The organism is Afifella sp. H1R, from assembly GCF_021462425.1.
Lineage (GTDB): Bacteria > Pseudomonadota > Alphaproteobacteria > Rhizobiales > Afifellaceae > Afifella > Afifella aestuarii.
Map to the genome: position 1 here is coordinate 1,191,644 of NZ_JAKEDY010000001.1, position 22,648 is coordinate 1,214,291.

At 62.7% G+C, this 22,648-nt stretch carries 23 protein-coding genes; 18 read left to right on the forward strand and 5 right to left on the reverse strand.

Translation table 11 applies throughout. From position 1 onward, the window contains the following. Nucleotides 1-10: 10 nt before the first annotated feature. Nucleotides 11-1,207 (reverse strand): VWA domain-containing protein, encoded by a 1,197-nt coding sequence (locus L0F51_RS05710; protein WP_234628299.1) that lies wholly within the window; start codon nt 1,205-1,207, stop codon nt 11-13. Between the two features lie 15 nt (nt 1,208-1,222). Next, nucleotides 1,223-2,143, reverse strand: coding sequence for a MoxR family ATPase (locus L0F51_RS05715; protein WP_234628300.1), 921 nt, complete (start codon nt 2,141-2,143; stop codon nt 1,223-1,225). Nucleotides 2,144-2,379: 236 nt separating this feature from the next. Between L0F51_RS05715 and pcaD the strand changes: the two genes are divergently transcribed. From pcaD to L0F51_RS05770, 11 genes are all read left to right on the forward strand, one after another. Next, complete coding sequence (gene pcaD / locus L0F51_RS05720; RefSeq protein WP_234628301.1) at nt 2,380-3,165, forward strand: 3-oxoadipate enol-lactonase; 786 nt, start codon at nt 2,380-2,382, stop codon at nt 3,163-3,165. Nucleotides 3,166-3,414: 249 nt separating this feature from the next. Next, entirely contained in the window at nt 3,415-4,671 is a 1,257-nt protein-coding gene (locus L0F51_RS05725; RefSeq protein WP_234628302.1) for an outer membrane protein, read from the forward strand. 169 nt (nt 4,672-4,840) lie between these two features. After that, nucleotides 4,841-5,767 carry a branched-chain amino acid ABC transporter permease LivH gene (locus L0F51_RS05730; RefSeq protein WP_234628303.1) on the forward strand — a complete coding sequence of 309 codons (927 nt, stop codon included), beginning with the start codon at nt 4,841-4,843 and terminating at the stop codon, nt 5,765-5,767. A 1-nt stretch (nt 5,768) separates the two neighbouring features. After that, nucleotides 5,769-7,220: a high-affinity branched-chain amino acid ABC transporter permease LivM gene (gene livM, locus L0F51_RS05735; protein WP_234628304.1), complete on the forward strand. Its 1,452-nt coding sequence runs from the start codon at nt 5,769-5,771 to the stop codon at nt 7,218-7,220. Beyond that, entirely contained in the window at nt 7,220-8,227 is a 1,008-nt protein-coding gene (locus L0F51_RS05740) for an ABC transporter ATP-binding protein (protein ID WP_234628305.1), read from the forward strand. The genes livM and L0F51_RS05740 overlap by 1 nt, the downstream gene beginning before the upstream one ends. Beyond that, the gene (locus L0F51_RS05745; protein ID WP_128291689.1) at nt 8,224-8,967 is read left to right on the forward strand and encodes an ABC transporter ATP-binding protein; all 744 of its coding nucleotides are present in this window, start codon (nt 8,224-8,226) and stop codon (nt 8,965-8,967) included. Before L0F51_RS05740 ends, L0F51_RS05745 begins: the two co-directional genes overlap by 4 nt. Beyond that, nucleotides 8,964-9,329 carry a DUF6867 family protein gene (locus L0F51_RS05750; protein ID WP_128291688.1) on the forward strand — a complete coding sequence of 122 codons (366 nt, stop codon included), beginning with the start codon at nt 8,964-8,966 and terminating at the stop codon, nt 9,327-9,329. Before L0F51_RS05745 ends, L0F51_RS05750 begins: the two co-directional genes overlap by 4 nt. Nucleotides 9,330-9,474: 145 nt before the next feature. Further along, complete coding sequence (locus L0F51_RS05755; protein ID WP_128291687.1) at nt 9,475-10,614, forward strand: branched-chain amino acid ABC transporter substrate-binding protein; 1,140 nt, start codon at nt 9,475-9,477, stop codon at nt 10,612-10,614. A gap of 84 nt (nt 10,615-10,698) precedes the next feature. Continuing rightward, nucleotides 10,699-11,754, forward strand: a complete 1,056-nt coding sequence (locus L0F51_RS05760; RefSeq protein ID WP_234628306.1) for a P1 family peptidase — start codon at nt 10,699-10,701, stop codon at nt 11,752-11,754. A gap of 49 nt (nt 11,755-11,803) precedes the next feature. Further along, nucleotides 11,804-12,289: an Lrp/AsnC family transcriptional regulator gene (locus tag L0F51_RS05765; RefSeq protein WP_280139967.1), complete on the forward strand. Its 486-nt coding sequence runs from the start codon at nt 11,804-11,806 to the stop codon at nt 12,287-12,289. Between the two features lie 208 nt (nt 12,290-12,497). Then, the gene (locus L0F51_RS05770) at nt 12,498-13,214 is read left to right on the forward strand and encodes a 3-keto-5-aminohexanoate cleavage protein (RefSeq protein WP_234628307.1); all 717 of its coding nucleotides are present in this window, start codon (nt 12,498-12,500) and stop codon (nt 13,212-13,214) included. Between the two features lie 14 nt (nt 13,215-13,228). Here the strand turns inward: L0F51_RS05770 and L0F51_RS05775 are convergent, their stop codons facing one another. Beyond that, complete coding sequence (locus L0F51_RS05775; RefSeq protein ID WP_234628308.1) at nt 13,229-13,843, reverse strand: HAD-IA family hydrolase; 615 nt, start codon at nt 13,841-13,843, stop codon at nt 13,229-13,231. 230 nt (nt 13,844-14,073) lie between these two features. Here L0F51_RS05775 and purB point away from each other — a divergent pair, with 230 nt between their 5' ends. The 4 genes from purB to L0F51_RS05795 all read left to right on the forward strand — a co-directional run bounded on the left by purB (nt 14,074) and on the right by L0F51_RS05795 (nt 19,244). After that, a complete protein-coding gene (gene purB, locus L0F51_RS05780) occupies nt 14,074-15,381 on the forward strand; it encodes an adenylosuccinate lyase (RefSeq protein WP_234628309.1) in 1,308 nt (435 codons plus the stop codon). Between the two features lie 42 nt (nt 15,382-15,423). Beyond that, on the forward strand, nt 15,424-15,972 hold the full coding sequence (locus tag L0F51_RS05785) for an alpha/beta hydrolase (protein ID WP_128291683.1): 549 nt from the start codon (nt 15,424-15,426) through the stop codon (nt 15,970-15,972). Nucleotides 15,973-16,072: 100 nt separating this feature from the next. Then, nucleotides 16,073-17,491 carry a glutamate decarboxylase gene (locus tag L0F51_RS05790; protein ID WP_234628310.1) on the forward strand — a complete coding sequence of 473 codons (1,419 nt, stop codon included), beginning with the start codon at nt 16,073-16,075 and terminating at the stop codon, nt 17,489-17,491. Nucleotides 17,492-17,639: 148 nt separating this feature from the next. Then, on the forward strand, nt 17,640-19,244 hold the full coding sequence (locus L0F51_RS05795; RefSeq protein WP_234628311.1) for an inorganic phosphate transporter: 1,605 nt from the start codon (nt 17,640-17,642) through the stop codon (nt 19,242-19,244). Between the two features lie 93 nt (nt 19,245-19,337). Here the strand turns inward: L0F51_RS05795 and L0F51_RS05800 are convergent, their stop codons facing one another. Both L0F51_RS05800 and L0F51_RS05805 read right to left on the reverse strand, forming a co-directional pair. Beyond that, a complete protein-coding gene (locus tag L0F51_RS05800) occupies nt 19,338-20,132 on the reverse strand; it encodes an HpcH/HpaI aldolase/citrate lyase family protein (protein WP_234629349.1) in 795 nt (264 codons plus the stop codon). Continuing rightward, on the reverse strand, nt 20,129-20,452 hold the full coding sequence (locus tag L0F51_RS05805; RefSeq protein WP_234628312.1) for a DUF1476 domain-containing protein: 324 nt from the start codon (nt 20,450-20,452) through the stop codon (nt 20,129-20,131). Before L0F51_RS05805 ends, L0F51_RS05800 begins: the two co-directional genes overlap by 4 nt. 200 nt (nt 20,453-20,652) lie before the next feature. Here L0F51_RS05805 and purC point away from each other — a divergent pair, with 200 nt between their 5' ends. From purC to L0F51_RS05820, 3 genes are all read left to right on the forward strand, one after another. Next, nucleotides 20,653-21,417 carry a phosphoribosylaminoimidazolesuccinocarboxamide synthase gene (purC, locus tag L0F51_RS05810; protein WP_128291678.1) on the forward strand — a complete coding sequence of 255 codons (765 nt, stop codon included), beginning with the start codon at nt 20,653-20,655 and terminating at the stop codon, nt 21,415-21,417. Nucleotides 21,418-21,573: 156 nt separating this feature from the next. Then, nucleotides 21,574-21,807 (forward strand): phosphoribosylformylglycinamidine synthase subunit PurS, encoded by a 234-nt coding sequence (purS, locus tag L0F51_RS05815; RefSeq protein WP_234628313.1) that lies wholly within the window; start codon nt 21,574-21,576, stop codon nt 21,805-21,807. 93 nt (nt 21,808-21,900) lie between these two features. Beyond that, nucleotides 21,901-22,641, forward strand: coding sequence for a DUF4336 domain-containing protein (locus L0F51_RS05820; RefSeq protein WP_234628314.1), 741 nt, complete (start codon nt 21,901-21,903; stop codon nt 22,639-22,641). Nucleotides 22,642-22,648 lie beyond the last annotated feature (7 nt).

The following is a 22,648-nucleotide window of genomic DNA, read 5'->3' on the forward strand; positions in this document are numbered from 1 at the left end:
GTCCTCTCCCTCAGGCGGCTCGGCTCAATGCCGGGCGCGGCCTCTTGGCCGGTGTCGACAAGGCCTTCACCAGATCCTCAATCGCCTCCAACGAATGCACCGGCCGAAAGTCATCGACATGGGGCAGGATCGCTCGAATGCCACGGGCCTTGGCCTCGAATTGCTCAAAACGCAGGAGCGGATTGAGCCAGATCAGACGACGGCAGGAGCGGCCGAGCCTCGCAGCCTCCGCCGCGAGATCCGCCCCCTCTTCGCGCTCCAGCCCATCGGTGATCAAAAGCACCGTCGCGCCCTGCCCCAGCACCCGCCTGGACCAGTCGCGGTTGAAGACGTGCAACGCATCGGCGATGCGCGTGCCGCCCGACCAGTCGACGACCGCGTCGGAGCAGCCCGCAAGCGCCTCGTCGGGATCCTTGTAGCGCAGCTGCCGCGTCACGTTGCTGAGCCGTGTGCCGAAGAGGAACGAGTGAACCTTCCGGCGCGACGACAGCGCATGCAGGAAATGCAGCATCACACGGGAGTATTCGCTCATCGAACCGGAAATGTCGGCAAGCGCCACGAGCGGCGGCTCCTGCACCTTGCGCTTGCGCGCCTGCGGCAGGATCAGATCGCCCGCCGAGCGCATGGTGGCACGGACCGTGCGGCGCGGATCGACCTTGCCCCGTGTCGCAGCGACAAGCCGCCGGGTTACGATCTGATCGTCGGGAAACTGCAGAGAGGCGAGCGCACGCATCGCGGAGGCGATCTCCTCGGCGCTCATCTGCGCGAAATCCTTGCGGCGCAAAATCTCCTTCTCGCTCACCGTCATGCGTGCATCGATCTCGATTTCGGGAAAGACCTCTTCCTCGCGACGCTCTTTCAGCGCCTGCATCGCCTCCTCGACGCGCTGCTGCCCAGGCTTCGGCTTTTCGGTCTCCGCGGGCCGTGGCGGGGCCACCGGCGACAAGAGCTCGAGCATCTTCTCCACGAGCCCGCGCTCGCGCCAGAAAAGCTCGAACGCTTCATGGAAGACCGGGCGATCGGCACGCTTGTTCACGAAAACCGCATGCAGGGTCCAATAAAAGTCGTCGCGCGAAGAAATGCCCGCGACCTCGACCGCACGGATCGCATCGACGACCGCGGCGGGGCCGACCGGCAGGCCCGCGCGCCGCAGCGCCCGTGCGAAATAGACGATGTTGTCGGCGATCTTGCCGCCTGTCTCCGTCACGGCGCTACCCGTCCCTCACTCGGCAGCGGCGAGCTCGGCCCGCGCCTCGTCCAGAAGCTGCTTCGAGCGGCTTCCCTCGATCCGGCCGATATCGTCCTGGTATTTGAGAAGCACGCCAAGCGTATCGGAAATCATCTCCGGATCGAGCGCCACCATATCGAGCTCGGTGAGCGCACTCGCCCAATCGAGCGTCTCCGCCACCCCCGGCTTCTTGAACAGATCTTCCCGACGCAGCCGCTGAACGAAGCCGACGACCTCGCGGGCAAGCCGCTCGCGAACGCCCGGCACGCGCTCGTTGACGATGCGCAATTCCCGCTCGGCGTCCGGATAATCGACCCAATGATAAAGGCAGCGCCGCTTCAAAGCGTCGTGGATCTCACGTGTGCGGTTGGTGGTGACGACGACGACCGGCGGTTCGGGTGCGCGGATCGTCCCGATCTCGGGGATCGTGACCTGATTGTCGGACAGAACTTCCAGGAGAAAGGCTTCGAATGCCTCGTCGGCACGGTCGAGTTCGTCGATGAGAAAAATCGGCGGCCCGTTCAGATCCGGTTCTAACGCCTGCAGGACCGGACGCTTGATGAGAAACCGCTCGGAGAACACATCCTCGGCAAGCATCCGCCGGTCGCTGTCGCCGGCGGCCTCCGCGAGCCTGATCTCGATCATCTGCGCCGTGTAGTTCCACTCGTAGACGGCGCTCGCGACATCGAGGCCTTCATAGCATTGCAGTCGGATCAGGCGGCGATCGAGCGTCTGCGACAAGACCTTGGCGATTTCCGTTTTGCCGACGCCTGCCTCCCCCTCCAGGAAAAGAGGCCGGCCCATCTTGAGAGACAGGAAGAGGACGGTCGCGAGCGAGCGGTCGGCGACATATCCGGCACCGTTCAAAAGCTGGAGCGTCTCGTCGATCGATTGCGGCAAGGGTCGGACGGACATGGGGCTCCTATCGGCTTGGGCTCTCGCTATCAGTATAGATCAAGCCGCTCACCAGACCATCCGCCTGATGAAAACGCCCCAGCCGCCTTTCCTCTGCCGCAGGCGAAGCCTAAGTCTGCGACCGGCCCGAGCGACGAGAGGAATCGTTTCGCCGGCGGCTGAAAGCGGAATCAAACTCTCAGACCTGCCCGCCAAACCCCTCTCGTTCCACGACAATCGCGCAAAGGAGAATCCGAATGCCGTTTTGTGAGTTAAGCGATGGAGCCCGCATCTGGTATGAGGAAGCCGGCAACCGCTCGGCGCCGCCCCTCGTCTTTTCCAATTCGCTCGGCACCAACCTCGCCATGTGGGACGCCCAGGTCGACGAGGCGGAGACCAGTTTTCGGGTCATCCGCTACGACCAGCGCGGTCACGGCCGCTCTCCCGTCCCGGCAGACGCCTTCTCCATGGAACGCCTCGGCCAGGACGTCGTCGAGCTCTTGGACTTTTTGAAGATCGACAAGACCGATTTCTGCGGCCTCTCGATGGGCGGTATGACCGGCATCGTCCTGGCGCGCGATCATCCGGCGCGATTTGGCAAACTCGCTTTGTGCAACACCTCCGCCCATATGCCGCCGGCCGACCTCTGGAACGCGCGCATCAAGGCCGTCACCGACAACGGCATGGAAGCCCTGGTCGACGGTGTCACCGAACGCTGGTTCACGGCCGCCTTCCGGCGCGACTGTCCGGATGAAGTGGAGCGTATCGCGGAACAGATCCGGGCAACCGAACCCGATGGCTATGCCGGCTGCTGCGCCGCGATCCGCGACATGGATCTGCGTCCCACCCTGTCCGCGATCGAGGCGGACGTTCTCATCCTCATCGGCGACAGTGATCCCTCGACACCTCCGCAGGACGGCGAACTTATTGCCGACAACATCGCAGGCGCTCGCAAGGAAATCGTGCACGCAGCGCATCTGTCGGCCGTCGAAGCGCCAGCGGAATTCAACCGCGCTGTCTTCTCGTATCTGCGCGGAAACTGATCGAAGGCCTCCACGAATGCGGGCGCTCCGACCTCGGGGCTGAGAAGACCGCACGCACCTCCCAGCCCTGAGGACCAGCGCCGAGGACCCGCCCGAAACATTCATCGACCGGCCTCCCCGGTTTCTATGGCCGATCGGCAACACCGTTTCGTGAACTGTGCCCTGGCAGGTCCGCTCAATTGACGCCTGGCATTTCGGGGAGATAGCTGCCCTCCATTGCGACATTCGCGGAAGCTCGAGGTGATTTGGATGCGTGGTCTTGGAACAGCCGTCTTCGGCATGGTCGTCCTCGCAAGCCCCGCTCTCGCCGCCGATCTTCCAGAAGCGCCCGCACCCTATGTTCCGGTCACATCTCCGGTGTCCGTGTCGCAATGGGAGGGCTTCTACACCGGCATGCATTTCGGCTGGTCGTCGGACAATATCGACGGTCGGACCCCCGCGGGCACCGACTTCTCCATGAGCGACCATGGCGGTTTCTCCGGCGGCGGACTGCGCGGCTACAACTGGCTCTTCGGCAATATCGTCCTCGGCCTGGAAGGTGACATCACCATCCACGAGACCAAGACGGAAAATGCGTCCGTCTCAGTGGGCAGCGATTACATCTGGGATGCCGGCGTCTATGGGCGCCTCGGCTATACGTGGGGCCGCTTCATGCCGTACGTCATGGCCGGCGGCCGCGTGGCCGAGATCCATGGCCATTCGCTCGCGCCGATGACCCAGGGCGATGTGACCCGCCATCTCGGCTGGTCGGTCGGCGCCGGTCTCGAAGTTGCGGTCTACTATCCGATCCGCGTGCGCGCAGAATACCTCTACACCCGCTTCGGCGCCGAGGATTACGTGTTCAGCGGCGGCTCGACGAAGTTCGAGCCGGAGGCCCAGCAGTTTCGTGGCGCCATCATCTTCGCTCTCGGCAACGGCTTTAAGGACTATCCCGAAAGCTTCCTGACGAAGCCCGGAAACACCTGGTCGGGCTTTTACGGCGGTGCGATGGTCAGCGCATCGATGCTCCAGGACGACGCAGAGATCGCCGGCCTGGGCAGCGATGATGCGAGCGACGGAAGCTTCGGCACGGGCATGTTCCTTGGTGCGAACTACCAGTTCGGCAATGTCGTCACGGGCCTCGATGCAGATCTCAGCCTCCGCCAGGGCGAATCGACCTCGACCATCGCGGGCGTGAGGCTCGATAAGGAGCCGATGTGGGATGCGCATGTGCGTGGCCGTATCGGCTACGCCTGGGACCGGTTCCTGCCCTACCTCGCGGGCGGTTTCGCCATCACGCAAGTCCACTTCCAGCAGGAAGGCACCTCTTCGCTCAATGTCGAGCCCGCGAAGGGCTGGACGGTCGGTGCTGGCGTCGACGTTGCGATTACCGATCACGTGTTTGGGCGGCTCGAGTATCTCCACGACGAATTCGAAGACGTGACCGGCGACGTCGTTGCAGGTGCGGCGAGCTTCGAACCCTCTGTAGACACGGTTCGCGCAGGTCTCGCCGTTCGTCTTCCGTGATGTGAATATTTCAGACTTTCGTCGAAACCGTCACACCGTCCACAGCCACATATTGTGCACAGTGTGACGGCTTGCTAAACGATTGACCTCTTTGGCGTTCGAGTGTTCCGCACTCGATCGTGTGCCAATAATAAAATAATGGCCATAAGAGGGGTACAATTAAAGAACGATGGAATATTTCGTTCAGCAGCTGATCAACGGCGTCACGCTCGGTTCGATCTACGGCCTTATCGCCATCGGCTATACGATGGTCTACGGCATCATCGGCATGATCAATTTCGCCCATGGCGATATTTTTATGGTGAGCGCCTTCATCGCTCTCACTGTTTTCTTGATTATGCTCGCAATCGGAGTGACGGCACTGCCGCTCATCCTGCTTGCAGTCCTCATCATCGCGATGATCTTCACCTCCGTCTGGGGATGGACAGTCGAGCGCCTGGCCTACCGGCCGCTTCGCGGTTCCTTCCGCCTGGCGCCGCTCATCACCGCCATCGGCATGTCGATCACGCTGCAGAACTTCGTGCAGCTGACGCAGGGCGCGCGCGTCAAGCCGCTGCCGCCGCAGATCACCGGAGGCGTCACCCTGATGCAGGGTGATGCGGAAGCCGGCAACATCGTGGTGCAGCTCTCCTACATGCAGATCATCATCATCGTCACGACCGTCGTCTTGATGGCCGGCTTCTCGATGCTGATCTCCAAGACCTCGCTCGGACGGGCTCAGCGGGCTTGCGAGCAGGATGCCAAGATGGCCTCGCTGCTCGGCGTCAACGTCGACCGGACGATCTCTTTGACCTTCGTCATGGGCGCCGCACTTGCGGCCGTCGCAGGCGTCATGTTCCTGCTCTACTACGGCGTGATCGACTTCTACATCGGCTTCATCGCCGGCGTGAAAGCCTTCACAGCGGCGGTTCTGGGCGGCATCGGCTCCCTGCCGGGCGCCATGCTCGGAGGCCTCGCCATCGGTCTCATCGAGACCTTCTGGTCCGGATACTTCTCGGTGGAGTACAAGGACGTGGCGGCGTTCTCGATCCTGGCGATCACGCTCATCTTCCTGCCCTCCGGGCTCCTCGGCAAACCGGAAGTCGAGAAAGTCTGACATGTCCAACATAAACCAGGCAGGCAGCGCCGACGAACAGCAGGCGCCAGGCGCCTTGGTGGAGTGGGAACAGCGCGTCGCCGGCTATGCCGGCGAGCCCCCCTTCGTCGAAGAACCGCAGCGTCTTTCCGCAATCGCCGCTGCTTTGAAGGATGCCGCCATCGCCGCCGCGATCGCAGCAGCTCTCTTCCTCTTTTTCATCGGCTTCCGCACCGACATCGCGATCGGTGGACTGGACCTGTCGACCCGCTGGCAAGCCTTCGGCACCGCCATCGTCGTCGTCTTCGTCGGCCGTCTCCTCTTTCGCATTCTGCTGTGGCGGCCGGCCACCAAGGCCGGAACGAGGCCGCTTCTTCTGCGCGCCTTCGGCTCCGGCGAAGGCACACCGTTATCTGAGCATTTCGCGCGCCATTCGAAGTCGGTCGGCGTCGTGGCACTGGTCGCGGCGGTCCTTTATCCGGTCATCATCCTCGCCCTCTTCCCGATGAAGGATAAGCAATTCATCGATCTGGGCGTGCTCGTTCTCACCTACATCATGCTCGGCTGGGGGCTGAACATCGTGGTGGGCCTCGCGGGCCTCCTCGATCTCGGCTACGTCGCCTTCTATGCGGTGGGCGCCTATTCGTTCGCCCTCTTCGCCCAGTTCTTCGAAGTCGGCTTCTGGTTCGCTCTTCCGATCGCGGGCATCCTGGCGGCCTGCTGGGGCCTCATTCTCGGCTTCCCGGTGCTGCGGCTTCGAGGCGATTATCTCGCCATCGTCACACTCGCGTTCGGTGAGATCATCCGCGTCGTGCTCTTGAACTGGTATACGTTCACCGGCGGGCCGAACGGCATTTCCGGCATTCCCGATCCGACATTCTTCGGGCTGGAATTCAAGCGGGGCGCGGAAAACCTGCCCGGCCTTCTCGGGATCGGCTACGATTCCGCCTACAAGCAGGCCTACTTCTTCTACATCATCCTGGCGCTCGCCATGATCACCAACCTGGTGACGCTCAGGCTCCGCAAACTGCCGCTGGGACGCGCCTGGGAAGCGCTGCGTGAAGACGAGATCGCTTGCCGGTCGCTTGGCATCAACACCACCAATACGAAGCTGACGGCCTTCGCCATCGGCGCCATGTTCGGTGGCTTCGCCGGCGCCTTCTTCGCCACGCGTCAGGGCTTCATTTCGCCGGAAAGCTTCACCTTCATGGAATCGGCACTGATCCTGGCGATCGTCGTGCTGGGCGGGCTCGGTTCGCAGATGGGCGTCGTCATCGCCTCGATCGTCATGATCGGCGGCTTCGAGCTCTTCCGTGATTTCGCCGAATACCGCATGCTGATCTTCGGTCTTCTGATGGTGATCATCATGGTCTGGCGTCCCCGCGGCCTCATCGCCACGCGCGAGCCATCCGCCATTTTGAAGGAACGTCAGACGATCAGCGCCGATATGGTCTCTCAAGGTGAGGGCCACTGATGTCTGCAGCACTCAAAGACAATGTCAGCGAGCCGGGACGCTGGGACGACAACCCGGTTCTCACGGTCGAAAACCTGACCATGCGCTTCGGTGGCCTCGTGGCCGTCGACGATCTCTCCTTCAATGTCGGTCGGGGCGATATCACCGCCCTCATCGGACCAAACGGTGCCGGCAAGACGACGGTCTTCAACTGCGTCACCGGGTTCTACAAACCGACCGAAGGGCGCATCATCATGCGCCACGGCAGCACCATCTCCGACGCGGAGGTCCGCAAGCTGACGGAAAGCGGTGAGCAATCGATGAGCACCGCCGAGGGAGCGATCTTCCTGCTGGAGCGGATGCCGGACTTCTGCATTTCACGCGATGCAAAGGTCGCCCGCACCTTCCAGAACATCCGCCTCTTCGGCGGCATGACGGTTCTGGAAAATCTGCTCGTCGCCCAGCACAACGCGCTGATGGCCGCCTCGGGATTCACCATCGGCGGGATCTTCAACCTGCCGGGGTTCCGTAAGGCAAGGCAGAAGTCGATCGACAAGGCCGTCTATTGGCTGGAGCACATTCGCCTGAAGGAGCGCGCCGACGAACCCGCGGCCGCCCTGCCCTATGGCGACCAGCGCCGGCTTGAGATCGCCCGTGCAATGTGCACCGACCCGCAGCTTCTCTGCCTCGACGAACCGGCGGCGGGACTGAACCCGCGCGAATCGAGCGAGCTCAACGAGCTTCTTCAGTTCATTCGATCGGAAGCCGGCACCTCCGTGCTCCTGATCGAACACGATATGGGCGTGGTGATGGAGATTTCCGACCATGTCGTCGTGCTCGATTACGGCGAGAAGATTTCCGACGGCTCGGCCGATTACGTCAGAAACGATCCTTCGGTGATCGCCGCCTATCTCGGCGTCGAGGACGAGGAGGTCGCCGAGGCGGAAGCCGAAGCGGCAGCCGCAGCAGCGGCCGGACAGGCGGCGTCTGCCGGAGAGCCCGCAGGCGAGCAGGAGACGAAGCCATGACGGGCCAAAATCCGCTTCTCGCCGTTGAAGGCGTCGAGACCTATTACGGCAACATCATCGCCCTGCGCGGCGTCGATATCGCCGTCTTCGAAGGCGAGATCGTCACCCTCATCGGAGCCAACGGCGCCGGCAAGTCCACCTTGATGATGACGATCTGCGGCAACCCGCAGGCCCGCAAGGGACGCATCGTCTATGATGGCGAGGACATCACCCATCTGCCGACGCATGACATCATGCAGCGCTCCATCGCACAGTCTCCGGAAGGGCGCCGCATCTTCCCGCGCATGACGGTGATGGAGAACCTGCAGATGGGCGCTCTCGTCACCGACGGCGCGAGCTTCGATGCCGATCTTCAGCGGGTGTTCGACCTTTTCCCGCGCCTCAAAGAGCGTCAGCATCAGCGCGGGGGAACGTTGTCGGGCGGCGAGCAGCAGATGCTCGCGATCGGTCGCGCCTTGATGAGCCGGCCTCGCCTGCTGCTTCTCGACGAACCCTCCCTCGGCCTCGCGCCGATGGTGGTCAAACAGATCTTCGAAGTCATCAAGGAGCTGAACCGAGAAGAGGGCCTGACCGTGTTCCTCGTCGAGCAGAACGCGTTTCACGCCCTCCGCCTCGCCCATCGCGGCTATGTCATGGTCAACGGACAGATCACGATGTCGGGCACGGGGGTAGAGCTTCTGGCAAGGCCGGAAGTTCGGGCAGCCTATCTCGAGGGCGGCAGAAAAGAGGCGGCCGAATGAACCTGATCTGGGAAGTTTCGCTCACGGAATTCGCGCTCGTCACGCTCGTGCTCGGCGGGCTCGCGGCCTGGATGACAGGGCGTGCCGTCGCGCTCACCTGGGGCTCCTGGCTGCGTCTTGCCGTCTATATCGCGCTTCTGTCTCTCGCTGTACGCTTCATCCATTATAGCCTGTTCAACGGCACGTTTCTCTTGCCGCCCGCAGGCTTTGCGACGGGTCTTCACTATTATGTCGTCGACTTCATCGCATTGATGCTGATTGCAGCCGCGGCCCGGCAGATGAATCGCTCGCACCAGATGAGCGAGCAGTATAGTTTCCTTTACCACCGTTCAGGGCCGTTTGGCTGGAAACGCAAGGTCTAGGCATAGATCCGGATGTCAGCAAAAGCCGTACCATCCGGGAGGAGAATGGGCTTAGATCGAGACAATTGAGGTTCGCCTCAATCACCCGCACGGGCACCGCGGGTCTTTTAGATCATGGTGCCATCTAAGAAAGAGGGAGAATCCATTGAAAAAAGCAATGTTGGCAGGCGTCGCTTTGAGCTTCGCAATGACGGGTGCGGCATGGGCCGACATCACGATCGCCACGGTCGGGCCGATGACCGGCCAGTACGCCTCTTTCGGCGAGCAGATGAAGGCTGGCGCCCAGCAGGCGGTGGAAGACATCAACGAGAAGGGCGGCGTCCTCGGCGAGAAACTCGTTCTTGAAATCGGCGACGACGCCTGCGACCCGAAGCAGGCTGTGGCCGTCGCCAACCAGATGGCCGGCAAGGGCGTCGTCTTCGTAGCAGGCCATTTCTGCTCGGGATCGTCGATCCCGGCTTCCGCAGTTTACGCGGAAGAAGGCATCGTCCAGATTTCCCCGGCTTCGACCAATCCGACGTTCACGGACGAGCGCCCGAACCCGGACGGCGGCACCTACCGCGTCTGCGGCCGTGACGACCAGCAGGGCAAGGTCGCGGGCGAATTCATCGCCGAGCATTATCCGGACAAGAAGGTCGCCGTCATCCACGACAAGACGGCTTACGGCAAGGGCCTCGCCGACGAGACCAAGGCGGCGATGGAAGCGGCCGGCAAGAAGGCCGACATGTACGAGGCCTACACGGCCGGTGAAAAGGACTACACGGCCCTCGTTTCCAAGCTGAAGCAGGAAGGCATCGGCGTCCTCTATGTCGGCGGCTATCACACCGAAGCCGGCCTGATGGCGCGCCAGATGAAGGATCAGGGCATGGATGTGCAGCTGATCTCCGGCGACGCCCTCGTCACCGACGAATACTGGGCGATCACCGGCGATGCCGGCGAAGGCACGATGATGACCTTCTCGCCGGATCCGCGGAAGAGCGAGACGGCCGCCCCGATCGTGAAGAAGCTGGAAGATGCCGGCAAGCCGACCGAAGGTTACGTCCTCTACACCTACGCCGCGATTCAGGCATGGGCTCAGGCAGTCGAGACGGCCGGCGCGGCCGATTATGACGAAGTCAACGAGGCTCTGAACACCGGAACCTTCGACACGGTTCTCGGCGAGCTCTCCTTCGACGACAAGGGCGACGTGTCGCTGCCGGGCTACGTCTTCTACGAATGGCACGACGGCAGCTACGATTACCTCAACGCGGGCGACGAAAAAGCTACCGAAGAGAAGAAATCGTAAGCGCGTTAACCCGCTTTTTCGATCGGCCCCGGCGGCATCTCCGCCGGGGCTTTTCTTTTGCCTGCCGCTGCGTTTTGATCCGGCATGAATCGTTATCCGGTACCCTTTTCTGGAATGCCGGCAGGTCTGCGCATTGGCCACGCTTCCGATGAAACTCTGAAATCGGGCGTCACTGTTCTCCTGCCGGATGAACCTGCGGTGATGAGCGCGCATATCGGCGGCGGCGCGCCCGGAACGCGCGAGCTCGGCCTTGCCGAGCCGGAAGCGAGCGTGTCGAAAGTCGACGCGATCGTCCTGTCAGGCGGCTCCGCCTTCGGACTTGCGGCAGCAGATGGTGCCATGTCCTTTCTTGCGGAGAACGGTCGCGGCTTCGAGGTGGCGGGGCTTCGCGTCCCGATCGTGCCGACAGCAATTTTGTTCGATCTCGCCAATGGCGGGGACAAGAGCTTTCTCCCGGCAAAAGAACGCGCCGCTGCCGCCAACCCCTACCCCGGATTGGCATATCGAGCCTGCAGCTCCGCCCTGGAAGCGATACAAGGCGGGGCGGTGGAAGTGGGAACTCTCGGAGCCGGCACGGGGGCCACGACCGCCAATCTGAAGGGCGGGTTCGGCCATGCCGGGGAGCAACTCTCCTCGGGAGCGACGATCGCCGCCTTCGTCGCGGTCAATGCCGTGGGTGCCGTGACGTTCGGCGACGGCCCTCATTTCCGCGCCGCCCCTTTCGAGGTCGACCACGAATTCGGCGGCCTCGGTTTGCCAGCCACGGCCAGTCCGGAGACGGCCGCGCGCATCACGAAATTCGATCCGGCGCCGGCCGCCAATACGACGATCGCCGTCATCGCGACCGATCAGCCTTTGACGAAGGCTGAGGCGAAGCGCCTTGCTATCGTCGCACATGACGGGTTTGCTCTGTCGATCTATCCGGCCCACACACCTTTCGACGGCGACACGGTCTTCGCATTGTCCACAGGCAAAGCTGAAACAGATCCGAACATGGAGCCCCTTTCCATGATGCTGGAGCTCTGCGCAGCAGCCCCGGGGGTCCTGGCACGGGCCGTTGCGCGCGCCGTCTACTGGGCGACAGATACACAAAGCGATCGCCTCCCGACCTGGAAAGGGCGTTTTGGCGATACGGCTTGAGCGGCCGGAGACCTGAAAATTAGCTTCCGCGGCGGGAGGAGAAAATAACGTGCAGAGGCCTCAGGAAATTGAACTTGACCCAGGCGAGATCCGCATTCTGCGGATCATGCAGCGCGATGCGTCCCTGTCGGTGGCAGATATCGCGCGCGAAGCGGGGATGAGCCAGACGCCGGCCTGGCGGCGCATCAAGCGACTGAAAGAAGAGGGCATCATCCGCGCCGTCGTGGCGCTGGTGGAGCGCAACGCGGTCGGGCTCGATTTCGTCGCTTACGCCTTCGTCAAGCTCGGCGTACCGAGCCGTCAGAACATGGAAAAATTCGACAAGCTGGTGAATTCCTGGCCGGAAGTGCTCGTCTGCGAGCGGGTGACGGGCGCGGTCGACTATCTGCTCAAGATCGTCACCAACGACATCCACACCTATGACTGGTTCCTGCGCTCCAAGCTCCTCGACAACGAACTCGTCACGGATGTCCAGTCGCGCATCGTCGTCGCCACCGTGAAAGACACCCCCTCCCTGCCGATCCGGGAGGCGTGAGGGCAACCGCCCCTGTCTTCGCGTCCAACCATTCCCTGGCTTCCATCTGAACTTCGCAGCCCTCCATCCTTCTCGACCGTCCTCGTGACAGAGCCTGGACACGGCACCGACAGATGCGCAGCTTTGAAAGCTCATCCGCTCCGAGACCGGTCTTGCCGCCACTTCGGTTGCGGCTGATCTGGCCCGACAAAGGAAGCCGGAGACCCGCGTGATCGTCCAAGCCTGTTTGAACGGAGCACGCCCCGTCGATTACCACCCCCGCCTGCCGTTATCGGCCGACGCCATGGCGCAAGATGGCGCGGCCTGCATTGCAGCCGGGGCGGCCGAACTCCACATCCACCCACGCGGGCAAGACCGCCAAGAGAGCCTCGTAGCGGTCGGCGACACCATCCGGGCGGTACGTCGCGCCTGTCCGGGCACGCTCATCGGCGTCTCGACCGGCGCGTGGATTACGGGCGATGAGAGACGGACACGAGACGAAATCGCCGCCTGGCAGGAGCTGCCCGATTATGCCTCCGTCAATCTCGCCGACCCCGACGCACCTGCGGTCATCGCGTTGCTCCAGCGCATGGGTGTGGGCGTCGAAGCGGGGCTCGCCAGTGTCGCTGATGCCGAGCGGTTTGTCGCTCTTCAGGAGCGCAAGCGGGTCTTCCGCATTCTGATCGAGATCGAGGAACAAGAGACCGAGGAGGCGGACGCTGTCGCAACCGGAATCGTGCAGGTTTTGGAAGCGGCAGATGTTCACCGACCGCTTCTGTTGCATGGCTTTGATGCCACCGTCTGGCACTTTGTCGAACGCGCCTTTGCGATGAACGTCTCGACGCGCGTTGGGCTGGAAGACGGATGCACCCTCCCGAACGGCGACATTGCCGACGGGAATGCCAGCCTGGTCTCACAAGCCATGGAGTTTCGCCGGGCTCGCTGACCGCAGGCTCAGACCTAGGCGACGCAGGCGCACTCGGCCTCAAGGAGGCCGACGAGGCTCTTGCCGCGTGTCCACTGGATCGCCATCCAGCCGGCCTCACGCGCCGCTTCGACATTTGCGCGCATATCGTCCACGAGAACGGTGTTCCGCGCGACCGACCCGCTCTGCTTCAGAGCGGCGTCAAAAAAGGCCCGGTCGGGCTTCCTGACGCCCACGGCGGCCGAGTAGACGATCCCATCCACATGTTCGCCAAGGCGAAGATGCTCCATCAGGTAGCGCGCCCGCATATGCTCCTGGTTTGTCGCAAGAAACACGAGCATGCCGTGGCGGCGCAGATTGTCCGCCTCCGACAAGAGAGCCTCGTCGAGCAGACTGTCGTGGGCAAACCAGTAATCGACGAAGTCCTGCGGTGCGAGCCAGGGCGCCACGGGCGGCAGACACCTCTCCAGCACGTCCAGAAGCTGCTTTTTGCCGACGATGACATCGGCCCAGTGTGGCTCGAAAAAGCAGGTCTCCAGGATCGCAGGCGTGACACCGAGATCGCGCTCCACGTTCTCGACCCAGGAATCTCCCTCAGGATGCCCGTGAACCAGAACGCCGTCGACGTCGAGCATGAGACACGGCTTCACACTTTTCCTCCTTCAAGCAGCCGACTTGCTGCCCGCACCTCCGCCTCTACCATCTCATGCCGTCCTCGCAAGAATCGCAGCTTTCATTTTCCCGTGCAGGCGCAATCCCATCGGTCACCCGCCCGCCCTCATACCTATTGCGAGGCCGGAAGCGCCAGCAAGCGGCGCCGTTGCCGTTGCCCCAGCCCCATACCCTCATTAAACGGAAGGGCGATTGAAGGAGCCTTCCCATGATTCCGCGCTATGCACGCCCCGAGATGGTGGCGATCTGGTCGCCCGAGACGAAATTCCGCATCTGGTTCGAGATCGAGGCGCATGCCCTCTCCGCCATGGCCGAAATGGGACGCGTGCCCAAGGACGCTGCGGAAAAAGTCTGGGAAAAGGGCGGCTCCGCCACCTTCGATGTGGAGCGCATCGACGAAATCGAGCGCGAGGTGAAGCATGACGTCATCGCCTTCCTCACGCATCTTTCGGAGATCGTCGGGCCGGAGGCGCGTTTCGTCCATCAGGGGATGACCTCGTCCGACGTTCTCGACACCTGTCTCTCGGTGCAGCTTGCGCGCGCGGCAGATCTTCTGCTCGCGGATCTCGACCGTTTGCTCGACGCTCTCAAGGCCCGCGCCTACGAGCACAAAGACACGCCGACGATCGGCCGCTCGCACGGCATCCATGCCGAGCCGACGACCTTTGGGCTGAAGCTCGCCCAGGCCTATGCGGAGTTTGCCCGCAACCGCGAGCGCCTCGTCGCCGCACGCGCGGAGATCGCCACCTGCGCCATTTCCGGCGCCGTCGGCACCTTTGCCAACATCGACCCGAAGGTGGAGGAATACGTCGCGGAGAAAATGGGGCTGAAGCCGGAGCCCGTCTCCACGCAGGTGATCCCGCGCGACCGCCACGCCGCCTTCTTCGCCACGCTTGCCGTCATCGCCTCCTCGATGGAAAGGCTCGCGACCGAAATCCGCCATCTGCAGCGCACCGAAGTGCTGGAGGCGGAGGAGTATTTCTCGCCAGGCCAGAAGGGCTCTTCGGCGATGCCGCATAAGCGCAATCCGGTTCTTTCGGAAAACCTCACGGGCCTCGCCCGCATGGTGCGTGCCTTCTCCGTGCCGGCCATGGAGAACGTGGCACTCTGGCATGAGCGCGACATCTCGCATTCTTCCGTCGAACGCATGATCGGTCCCGACGCCACGATCACGCTCGATTTTGCTCTCGCCCGCCTCGCCGGCGTCATCGAGAAGCTCGTCGTCTATCCCGAGCGCATGCAGCAGAACCTCGACAAGCTTGCCGGCCTGCACAATTCGCAGCGCGTGATGCTCGCCCTCACCCAGGCCGGCATGTCGCGAGAAGATTCCTACCGCCTCGTCCAGAAGCACGCCATGAAGACATGGGAGCGCGGCGCCGACTTCTTGTCCGAGTTGAAGGCCGACCCGGAGGTGACCCAAAAGATTCCGGTTTCCGAGCTCGAGGCGATGTTCGATCTTGGCTACCACACCAAGCATGTGGACACGATCTTTGCCCGCGTTCTCGGCGCAAACTGAGCTGCACGACGCCCTCCCACCGCTTCACCAAGTCACGAGCGCATGAAAGCCCGCGAAGCCGATATTTTGATCCATCCCGGCCTCTACGGTCCGAAGCCCGACAATTGGTATGCGCGTTGGGCGAGACAGATCGGGACTGCGGAGATGATCGAGCAGGACTGGTCGCGACCCGACCGGTCTGATTGGACCGCCAATCTGATCGCCGCGGTGAAGCTCGCCAAACGACCGGTCGTGCTCGTCGGCCATTCCGCCGGCGCGCTCACCATCGTGCATGCGGCTGCGCATCTCGCGGGTACGGCAGTGCGCGCGGCTTTTCTGGTGACCCCGCCAGACTTTGATCTCTGCGGCGACGAGCTCCCCGAGGGGCGCACGTTTCTCCCGGTTCCAAGAGAGCCAATGCCCTTCCCCACCCTGGTCGTCGCAAGCCGCAGCGATCCCTATTGCGCCTTCGAGACGTCGGAAGACTGGGCCGCTGCCTGGGGCGCTCTTTTCATCGACGGCGGCGAGTCCGGGCACATGAACTCAGATTCCGGCCACGGGCCCTGGCCGGAGGGTTTGATGGTCTTCGCCCGCATGATGGGACAGCTCTGACGACCTCCCGGTCGCAAAAACCGCGACCGGTCATTTTCTGGCAACCCGAAACGGCGAAGCTCTGCGGACGAAACGAAGCTGCGCCACCAGGGAGGCCGACATGCCCCTCCACCACCAGAAGCCTCGGCACAAAATCTCCTCGTCGGAGATCGACGACATCTATGCCTCGGCGGATTCGATCCGCGAGCTTCCAAAAATGCGGTTGCCGGAGGGCGAGCACGATCCCCGCCACATCTATGCGGCGATCCGCGACGAGCTCGTGCTCGACGGCAATTCGCGCCAGAATCTCGCGACCTTCTGCACCACCTGGATGGAGCCTGAAGTCGCCCGCCTGATGGCCGAAACGGCCGACAAGAACATCATCGATAAGGACGAGTACCCGCAGACGGCCGAAATCGAAGGTCGCTGCGTCCGCATGCTGGCCGATCTTTGGAACGCCCCGGACGGCGCCGCCGTGGGCTGCTCGACCACAGGTTCGAGCGAGGCGGCAATGCTCGCCGGCATGGCAATGAAGTGGCGCTGGCGTGAAAGACGCCGACAAGCCGGCCGGCCGACGGACCGCCCCAACCTCGTCACCGGTCCGGTGCAGGTCTGCTGGCACAAATTTGCCCGCTATTGGGATGTGGAACTGCGCGAGATCCCGATGCAGGGCGATCGCCTGATCCTCTCCCCCGACGAGGTGATCACGCGCTGCGACGAGAACACGATCGGTGTCGTTCCGACCCTCGGCGTCACCTTCACGGGCCAGTATGAGGATGTCGTCGGAGTCTGCGCAGCACTCGACGCGCTGGAGGTCAAAACCGGGCTCGATATTCCCGTGCATGTCGATGCGGCGAGCGGCGGCTTTCTCGCTCCCTTCGTGGTGCCGGGTCTCGCCTGGGACTTCCGTCTTGCGCGCGTGAAATCGATCAACGCCTCCGGCCACAAATTCGGGCTCTCCCCGCTTGGCGTCGGCTGGGCTCTCTGGCGCACGGCCGAAGACCTGCCGGAGGACCTCGTCTTCCGGGTCAACTATCTCGGCGGCGACATGCCCACCTTCGCGCTCAACTTCTCCAGGCCCGGCGGCGAGGTCATCTGCCAGTATTACAATTTCCTGCGCCTCGGCCGCGAGGGTTACCGCCGCGTGCAAGAGGCGTGTTACGCCAATGCTGCGGCTCTCGCCGAAGCGATTGCGGGCTTCGACCTCTTCGACATGATCCACAAGGGTGGCACCGACGGCATCCCGGCCGTCTCCTGGTCGATGAAGAAGGATATCAATCCCGGCTTCACGCTCTTCGATCTCGCCGATCGCCTGCGTACGCGCGGCTGGCAGGTTCCGGCCTATTCCATGCCACCCGACCGCGAAGACCTCGCTGTGCAGCGCATTCTCGTCCGCCACGGCTTCAGTGCCGATCTCGGCAGACTTCTCCTCCGCGACATCAAAGACGCGCTGGCGTTTTTCCAGAAGCATCCGGTTGCCGCTCCGATGACGGGGGCCGAGGCCGGTGGCTTCGACCACAGCGGACGCGCTGTCTCTTAAGCCGCGAAAGTATTTTCATGCGCCACATCAAATCAGACGTCACACGCATGTAATCTCCGGCCGCTTAGTCCTTTAAGCGGCGACAACTCGTGACGAATATTGGGGTATTTCTCCTCGCAAACGGTCGCCGGAAAGGCAGAGCGACCGGATGGCGACCGAGATTCACACAGGTGAGCCGCAGACCCGATTGCGCGACGAGCTTTCCTGGCTCAGCACCGTCTTCCTCGTCCTTCTCGTCGGCGTAACCGGATACTTTCTCTTCTGGGCGACAGGCTATACGGACGGCCATCGCAGCACCGTTCTCGTCGCAGCCACGCTCTTCGGCGTTTTCATGGCCTTCAATATTGGCGGCAATGACGTCGCCAATTCGTTCGGTACCAGCGTCGGCGCCGGCACTTTGACCATCCGCCAGGCGCTTGCTGTCGCTGCGATCTTCGAAGTCAGTGGCGCGGTCATCGCCGGCGGCGCCGTCACCGACACCATCCGCGACGGCATCGTCGAACTCGGCAATCTCGACGTCGCCCCATCGGACTTCGTCTTCATCATGATGTCGGCCCTGATCGCGGCCGCACTCTGGCTTCTCTTCGCCACCATGCGCGGCTATCCGGTCTCGACGACGCATTCGATCGTGGGCGCGATCGTCGGCAGTTCGATCACACTCGGCATCCTGATGAGCGGGCCCGAGGCCGCCTTCTCTCTCGTCCAATGGACGAAGGTCGGCCAGATCGTGGTCTCCTGGGTGCTCTCACCGCTTCTCGGCGGCGCGGTGGCCTATCTGCTGTTCTGGCAGATCAAGAAGCGCATCCTGTCCTTCAACGACACGATGACCGCCAAGCTCGATCAGATCCGCCAGGCAAAGATCGACCACAACAAGAAGCACAAAGAAGCCTTCGAACGCCTGTCGGAGATCCAGCAGCTCTCCTACACCCACGCTCTGACGCGCGACATGAACGTCGTCGCCGACAAGGATCTGGGGCCGGAGAACCTCGAGACCGATTATTACCGCGAGCTGCAGCGCATCGAGGAGCGGCGCGAACAGCTCCGGCCCCACCGCGCGCTCGAAAAGCTCGTCCCGCCGATCGCATCTTTCGGCGCCATGGTGATCGCCGCCGTGCTTCTCCTGAAAGGGCTGGAGAACCTGCATCTCGGCCTCAGCCTCGTCGAAGATCTCCTGATCATCGCAATGGCCGGGATCGCCGTGTGGATGGCCGTCTTCGTCGTCGCCAAACTCCTGAAAAGTCAGCCGCTCGGACGCGCGACCTTCCTCTTGTTCAGTTGGATGCAGGTCTTCACCGCCGCCGGCTTCGCCTTCAGCCACGGCTCCAACGACATCGCAAACGCCATCGGCCCCTTCGCCGCGATCCTCGACGTTTTACGCAGCGGCTCGATCGAGCAGAATGTGCCGGTGCCCGCGATTGCCATGATCACCTTCGGCGTCGCGCTCGTGGCCGGTCTCTGGTTCATCGGCAAACACGTCATTCAGACGGTCGGGCACAACCTGACGACCATGCATCCGGCTTCGGGCTTCTCCGCCGAGCTGTCCGCGTCCGCCGTCGTCCTGCTTGCCTCGATCTTCGGCCTGCCGGTGTCGAGCACGCATATCCTGATCGGTTCGGTCCTGGGGATTGGACTCGTCAACCGTCAGACGAACTGGAAGCTCATGCGGCCGATCGCCTTTGCCTGGGTCGTGACCCTGCCGGCAGCCGCGATTCTCTCGGCAATCGGATTTATCATCCTGCGTCAGGTTCTTTAGGCAGGCGTGCCCCGAAGCGGAGCCGACCCGAACGTCTCGTACGAGTCTTTAGTGGCGGGCGCCAGAGTGCCGGCGTGCCGGAGGCGAGCGGCTTTATTCCGCCTTCGCACGTTCCAGAAGCGTCGCTGCCCCCAAAACCAGACTTTCCGTATCGGACGCGGTCGCCACGAGCCGGTACCCCATCTGGCGGTAGCGCCCGGCAAGGCCGGGATCTGCCGCATAGATGGCGGCGAGCTTGCCGCTCCGATCCGCAGCCGCTGCGATCGCCTCGATCGCCGGCATCATCTCCTCGAGGCGGGGATCGACCTTGGCCCCCTCGCTCCAGGCGATGGAAAAATCCGCCGGTCCGACGAAAACGCCGTCGATCCCGTCGACGTCCAGAATGTCGTTGAGTCGGTCGAAGGCCTTGCGGGTCTCGATCATGGCGAAGGAAAGCGTCTCGCCATCCGCCGTCCGCATGAACGTCGAGACGTCCCCATGTCGCGAAAGTTGCATGGCCCGATGCGGCCCCCACGAGCGTTCGCCGAGCGGAGGAAACTTCGTCGCCGCCGCAAAGGCACGCGCATCGTCGACATCGTTGATCATCGGAGCAATCACCGCCGCAGCGCCCATATCGAGCGCGCGGCTCGCCATGTCGAAGCGGCCGACCGGGATGCGGACAATCGCAGGCTTGCCGGCGAGCGCCGCACCGGCGATTCCCCGCAGCACGCTTTCGGTCGAATGAAAGCCGTGCTGCATATCGAGCGTGACCGCATCGAAGCCGAGCCTTGCGAGCGTCTCGGCGACGAGCGGATCAGGAAGGCCGGACCAGGCGGAAACGAGTTTCTCGCCCGCCCGCAGTCGTCCCGCGAGCGTTGGCTGCCCCCTGGCGTTATTGTCCTCGCTCAGCGTGCTGCCTCGATCTGCTCGGCCGCTTCCACCAGGAAACGGCGCATGAGCTGACGCAGCTCTTCATCGGAGCAGGCCACGCCGCCCGCCTCCAGATCGGTCTTCACCTTGAGGAAGACATCTTCTTCACCAGGCTTGGCGAAATCTGCCCTCACCACCTCGCGAGCGTAAGCCTCCATATCTTCGCCATCTTTTCCGAGCTTTTCAGCAGCCCAGAGGCCCAGAAGACGGTTACGCCGCGCGATCGACTTGAACTTCAGCTCTTCGTCATACGCGAACTTATTCTCATAAGCGTTTTCGCGATCGTCGAATGTTGTCATAGCCGCTCACTCCCTCCCACGACTATGGCTCTGTTAGCGGGAGAGTATGCGCTCCGCAATGCCGCCAACCGCCGCCGTTAACACGACATTGTGCTTCCTCGAGCTTTCGGCTAGGTTCCGACAGCAAATGGCGGATCGCCGCTTCGGAGCCGACACTCGCCAGCCCATCTTTCCTCATCATGATCGTTAGACTGAAACCTATGAACCGTCGTCGCCGCATCTACGAAGGCAAGGCCAAGATCCTCTACGAGGGGCCGGAGCCGGGAACGCTCATTCAGCATTTCAAGGATGACGCGACCGCGTTCAACGCCAAGAAACATCAAATCGTCGATGGCAAGGGCGTCCTGAACAACCGCATCTCCGAGTATATCTTCAACAATCTCAATGACATGGGCATCCCGACCCATTTCATTCGGCGTCTCAACATGCGCGAGCAGTTGATTCGCGAGGTGGAGATCATCCCGCTCGAGGTCGTTGTCCGGAACGTTGCCGCAGGGTCGCTTTCGAAGCGGCTCGGCATCGACGAAGGCACGCCGCTGCCGCGCTCGATCATCGAATTCTACTATAAGAACGATGAACTCGACGATCCGATGGTGTCGGAAGAACACATCACGGCCTTCGGCTGGGCGACGCCCCAGGAGATGGACGACATCATGTCGCTCGCGATTCGTGTGAACGACTTCCTGTCGGGCCTTTTCCTCGGCGTCGGCATCCGCCTCGTCGATTTCAAGATGGAATGCGGCCGCCTCTTTGAGAACGACATGATGCGCATTGTCGTCGCCGATGAGATCTCGCCGGATTCCTGCCGTCTGTGGGACATGAGCTCCAACGAGAAGCTCGATAAGGACCGCTTCCGCCGCGATCTCGGCGGCCTCCTCGAGGCTTATCAGGAAGTCGCCCGCCGGCTCGGCCTGTTGAACTCCAACGAGCGTGTCACCGGCACGGGCCCTGTCCTGGTTCAGTAGGCTCGGCACCGTCCGTGGGCCTCAAAAAGACATGTTGATCGCGCGGCGCGCGGGCTCGCCCCGGCGCCGCGTTTTTGTTTATTCAGACGGAGCCGGCACAGTCGGCAGCACCGCAGCATAGAGGGGCCGCCCGGCCGAGCCGGCGCGGAAGATGGCATGAAAGCCCGCATTTTCGTGACGCTGAAGGACGGCGTGTTGGACCCGCAGGGCCAGGCCATTCAGGGCGCGCTCGGCGCTCTCGGTTTCTCCGGTGTCGAATCGGTGCGCCAGGGCAAGGTGATCGACATCGAACTCGCCCCGGACGGCGCCTCCGAAGAGCGCATTCGAGAAATGTGCGAGACGCTTCTCGCCAACACAGTGATCGAAAACTACCGCATCGAGATGCTGTGACGGCAGCGTAGCGGCGGCGACACGCCGCGGACGCCGTCACACGCCTGCCAGGTTGAGCTGAGACAGAGCGGGCGCCCAGTTAGGAGTTGTCCGATGACCTGTCTCATCCCCTACGAGCCGCTCAACGCTCTCAAGCCCATCGCCGAGAATGTGTGGATCGTCGACGGGCCGGAGATCGCCATGAGCTACGTGGTCGGCACATTGCCGTTCACGACCCGCATGACCGTGATCCGTCTTGCAGACGGCGCCCTTCTCCTGCACTCCCCGACGCCACTCAGCGAAGATCTCGTCGAAGCCCTCGCGGCGCTCGGAGAGATCCGCTTCCTCATCGCCCCGAACCGTCTGCATTTTTGGTGGATCGGCGAGTGGAAGGCGCGCTTCCCGAACGCGATCGCCTATGCCGCGCCTGGCGTGCGCGAGGCCGCAAAAGAGCGGTTTTCAGGCTTCGATGCGGAACTCTGCGAGGAAGCCCCGGCGGCATGGGCTGGTGAAGTCGAGCTGTTTCCGCTCATCGGCAGCTTCATGACGGAGCTCGAGCTCTTCCATGTTCCGTCAAAAACGCTCGTGCTGACCGACATGATCGAGAACTTCGAGCGCGACCGCGTCACCTGCCGCCACATGCCGCCGCTTCTGAAGATCGGCGGCGTGCTGGATCCGAACGGTTCGACGCCACGCGACGTTCGCCTCACCTTTCTCGGCCACAAAAAGAAGCTACGCCAGACCGTGAAAGAAATGCTGGAGCGCAAACCGGAACGGGTTCTTATCGCCCATGGCCGATGCTATCTAACGAACGCGGAGGCGGAGCTTCGTCGCGCCTTTCGCTGGCTTCTTTGACAAATCG

What these genes read in the sequence shown, in the direction of transcription:
- L0F51_RS05715 (WP_234628300.1), bottom strand. Translation starts at nt 2,143, where the DNA reads ATGTCCGTCCGACCCTTGCCGCAATCGATCGACGAGACGCTCCAGCTT.
- pcaD (WP_234628301.1), top strand. Translation starts at nt 2,380, where the DNA reads ATGCCGTTTTGTGAGTTAAGCGATGGAGCCCGCATCTGGTATGAGGAA.
- L0F51_RS05725 (WP_234628302.1), top strand. Translation starts at nt 3,415, where the DNA reads ATGCGTGGTCTTGGAACAGCCGTCTTCGGCATGGTCGTCCTCGCAAGC.
- L0F51_RS05730 (WP_234628303.1), top strand. Translation starts at nt 4,841, where the DNA reads ATGGAATATTTCGTTCAGCAGCTGATCAACGGCGTCACGCTCGGTTCG.
- livM (WP_234628304.1), top strand. Translation starts at nt 5,769, where the DNA reads ATGTCCAACATAAACCAGGCAGGCAGCGCCGACGAACAGCAGGCGCCA.
- L0F51_RS05740 (WP_234628305.1), top strand. Translation starts at nt 7,220, where the DNA reads ATGTCTGCAGCACTCAAAGACAATGTCAGCGAGCCGGGACGCTGGGAC.
- L0F51_RS05745 (WP_128291689.1), top strand. Translation starts at nt 8,224, where the DNA reads ATGACGGGCCAAAATCCGCTTCTCGCCGTTGAAGGCGTCGAGACCTAT.
- L0F51_RS05750 (WP_128291688.1), top strand. Translation starts at nt 8,964, where the DNA reads ATGAACCTGATCTGGGAAGTTTCGCTCACGGAATTCGCGCTCGTCACG.
- L0F51_RS05760 (WP_234628306.1), top strand. Translation starts at nt 10,699, where the DNA reads ATGAATCGTTATCCGGTACCCTTTTCTGGAATGCCGGCAGGTCTGCGC.
- purB (WP_234628309.1), top strand. Translation starts at nt 14,074, where the DNA reads ATGATTCCGCGCTATGCACGCCCCGAGATGGTGGCGATCTGGTCGCCC.
- L0F51_RS05785 (WP_128291683.1), top strand. Translation starts at nt 15,424, where the DNA reads ATGAAAGCCCGCGAAGCCGATATTTTGATCCATCCCGGCCTCTACGGT.
- L0F51_RS05790 (WP_234628310.1), top strand. Translation starts at nt 16,073, where the DNA reads ATGCCCCTCCACCACCAGAAGCCTCGGCACAAAATCTCCTCGTCGGAG.
- L0F51_RS05795 (WP_234628311.1), top strand. Translation starts at nt 17,640, where the DNA reads ATGGCGACCGAGATTCACACAGGTGAGCCGCAGACCCGATTGCGCGAC.
- L0F51_RS05805 (WP_234628312.1), bottom strand. Translation starts at nt 20,452, where the DNA reads ATGACAACATTCGACGATCGCGAAAACGCTTATGAGAATAAGTTCGCG.
- purC (WP_128291678.1), top strand. Translation starts at nt 20,653, where the DNA reads ATGAACCGTCGTCGCCGCATCTACGAAGGCAAGGCCAAGATCCTCTAC.
- purS (WP_234628313.1), top strand. Translation starts at nt 21,574, where the DNA reads ATGAAAGCCCGCATTTTCGTGACGCTGAAGGACGGCGTGTTGGACCCG.
- L0F51_RS05820 (WP_234628314.1), top strand. Translation starts at nt 21,901, where the DNA reads ATGACCTGTCTCATCCCCTACGAGCCGCTCAACGCTCTCAAGCCCATC.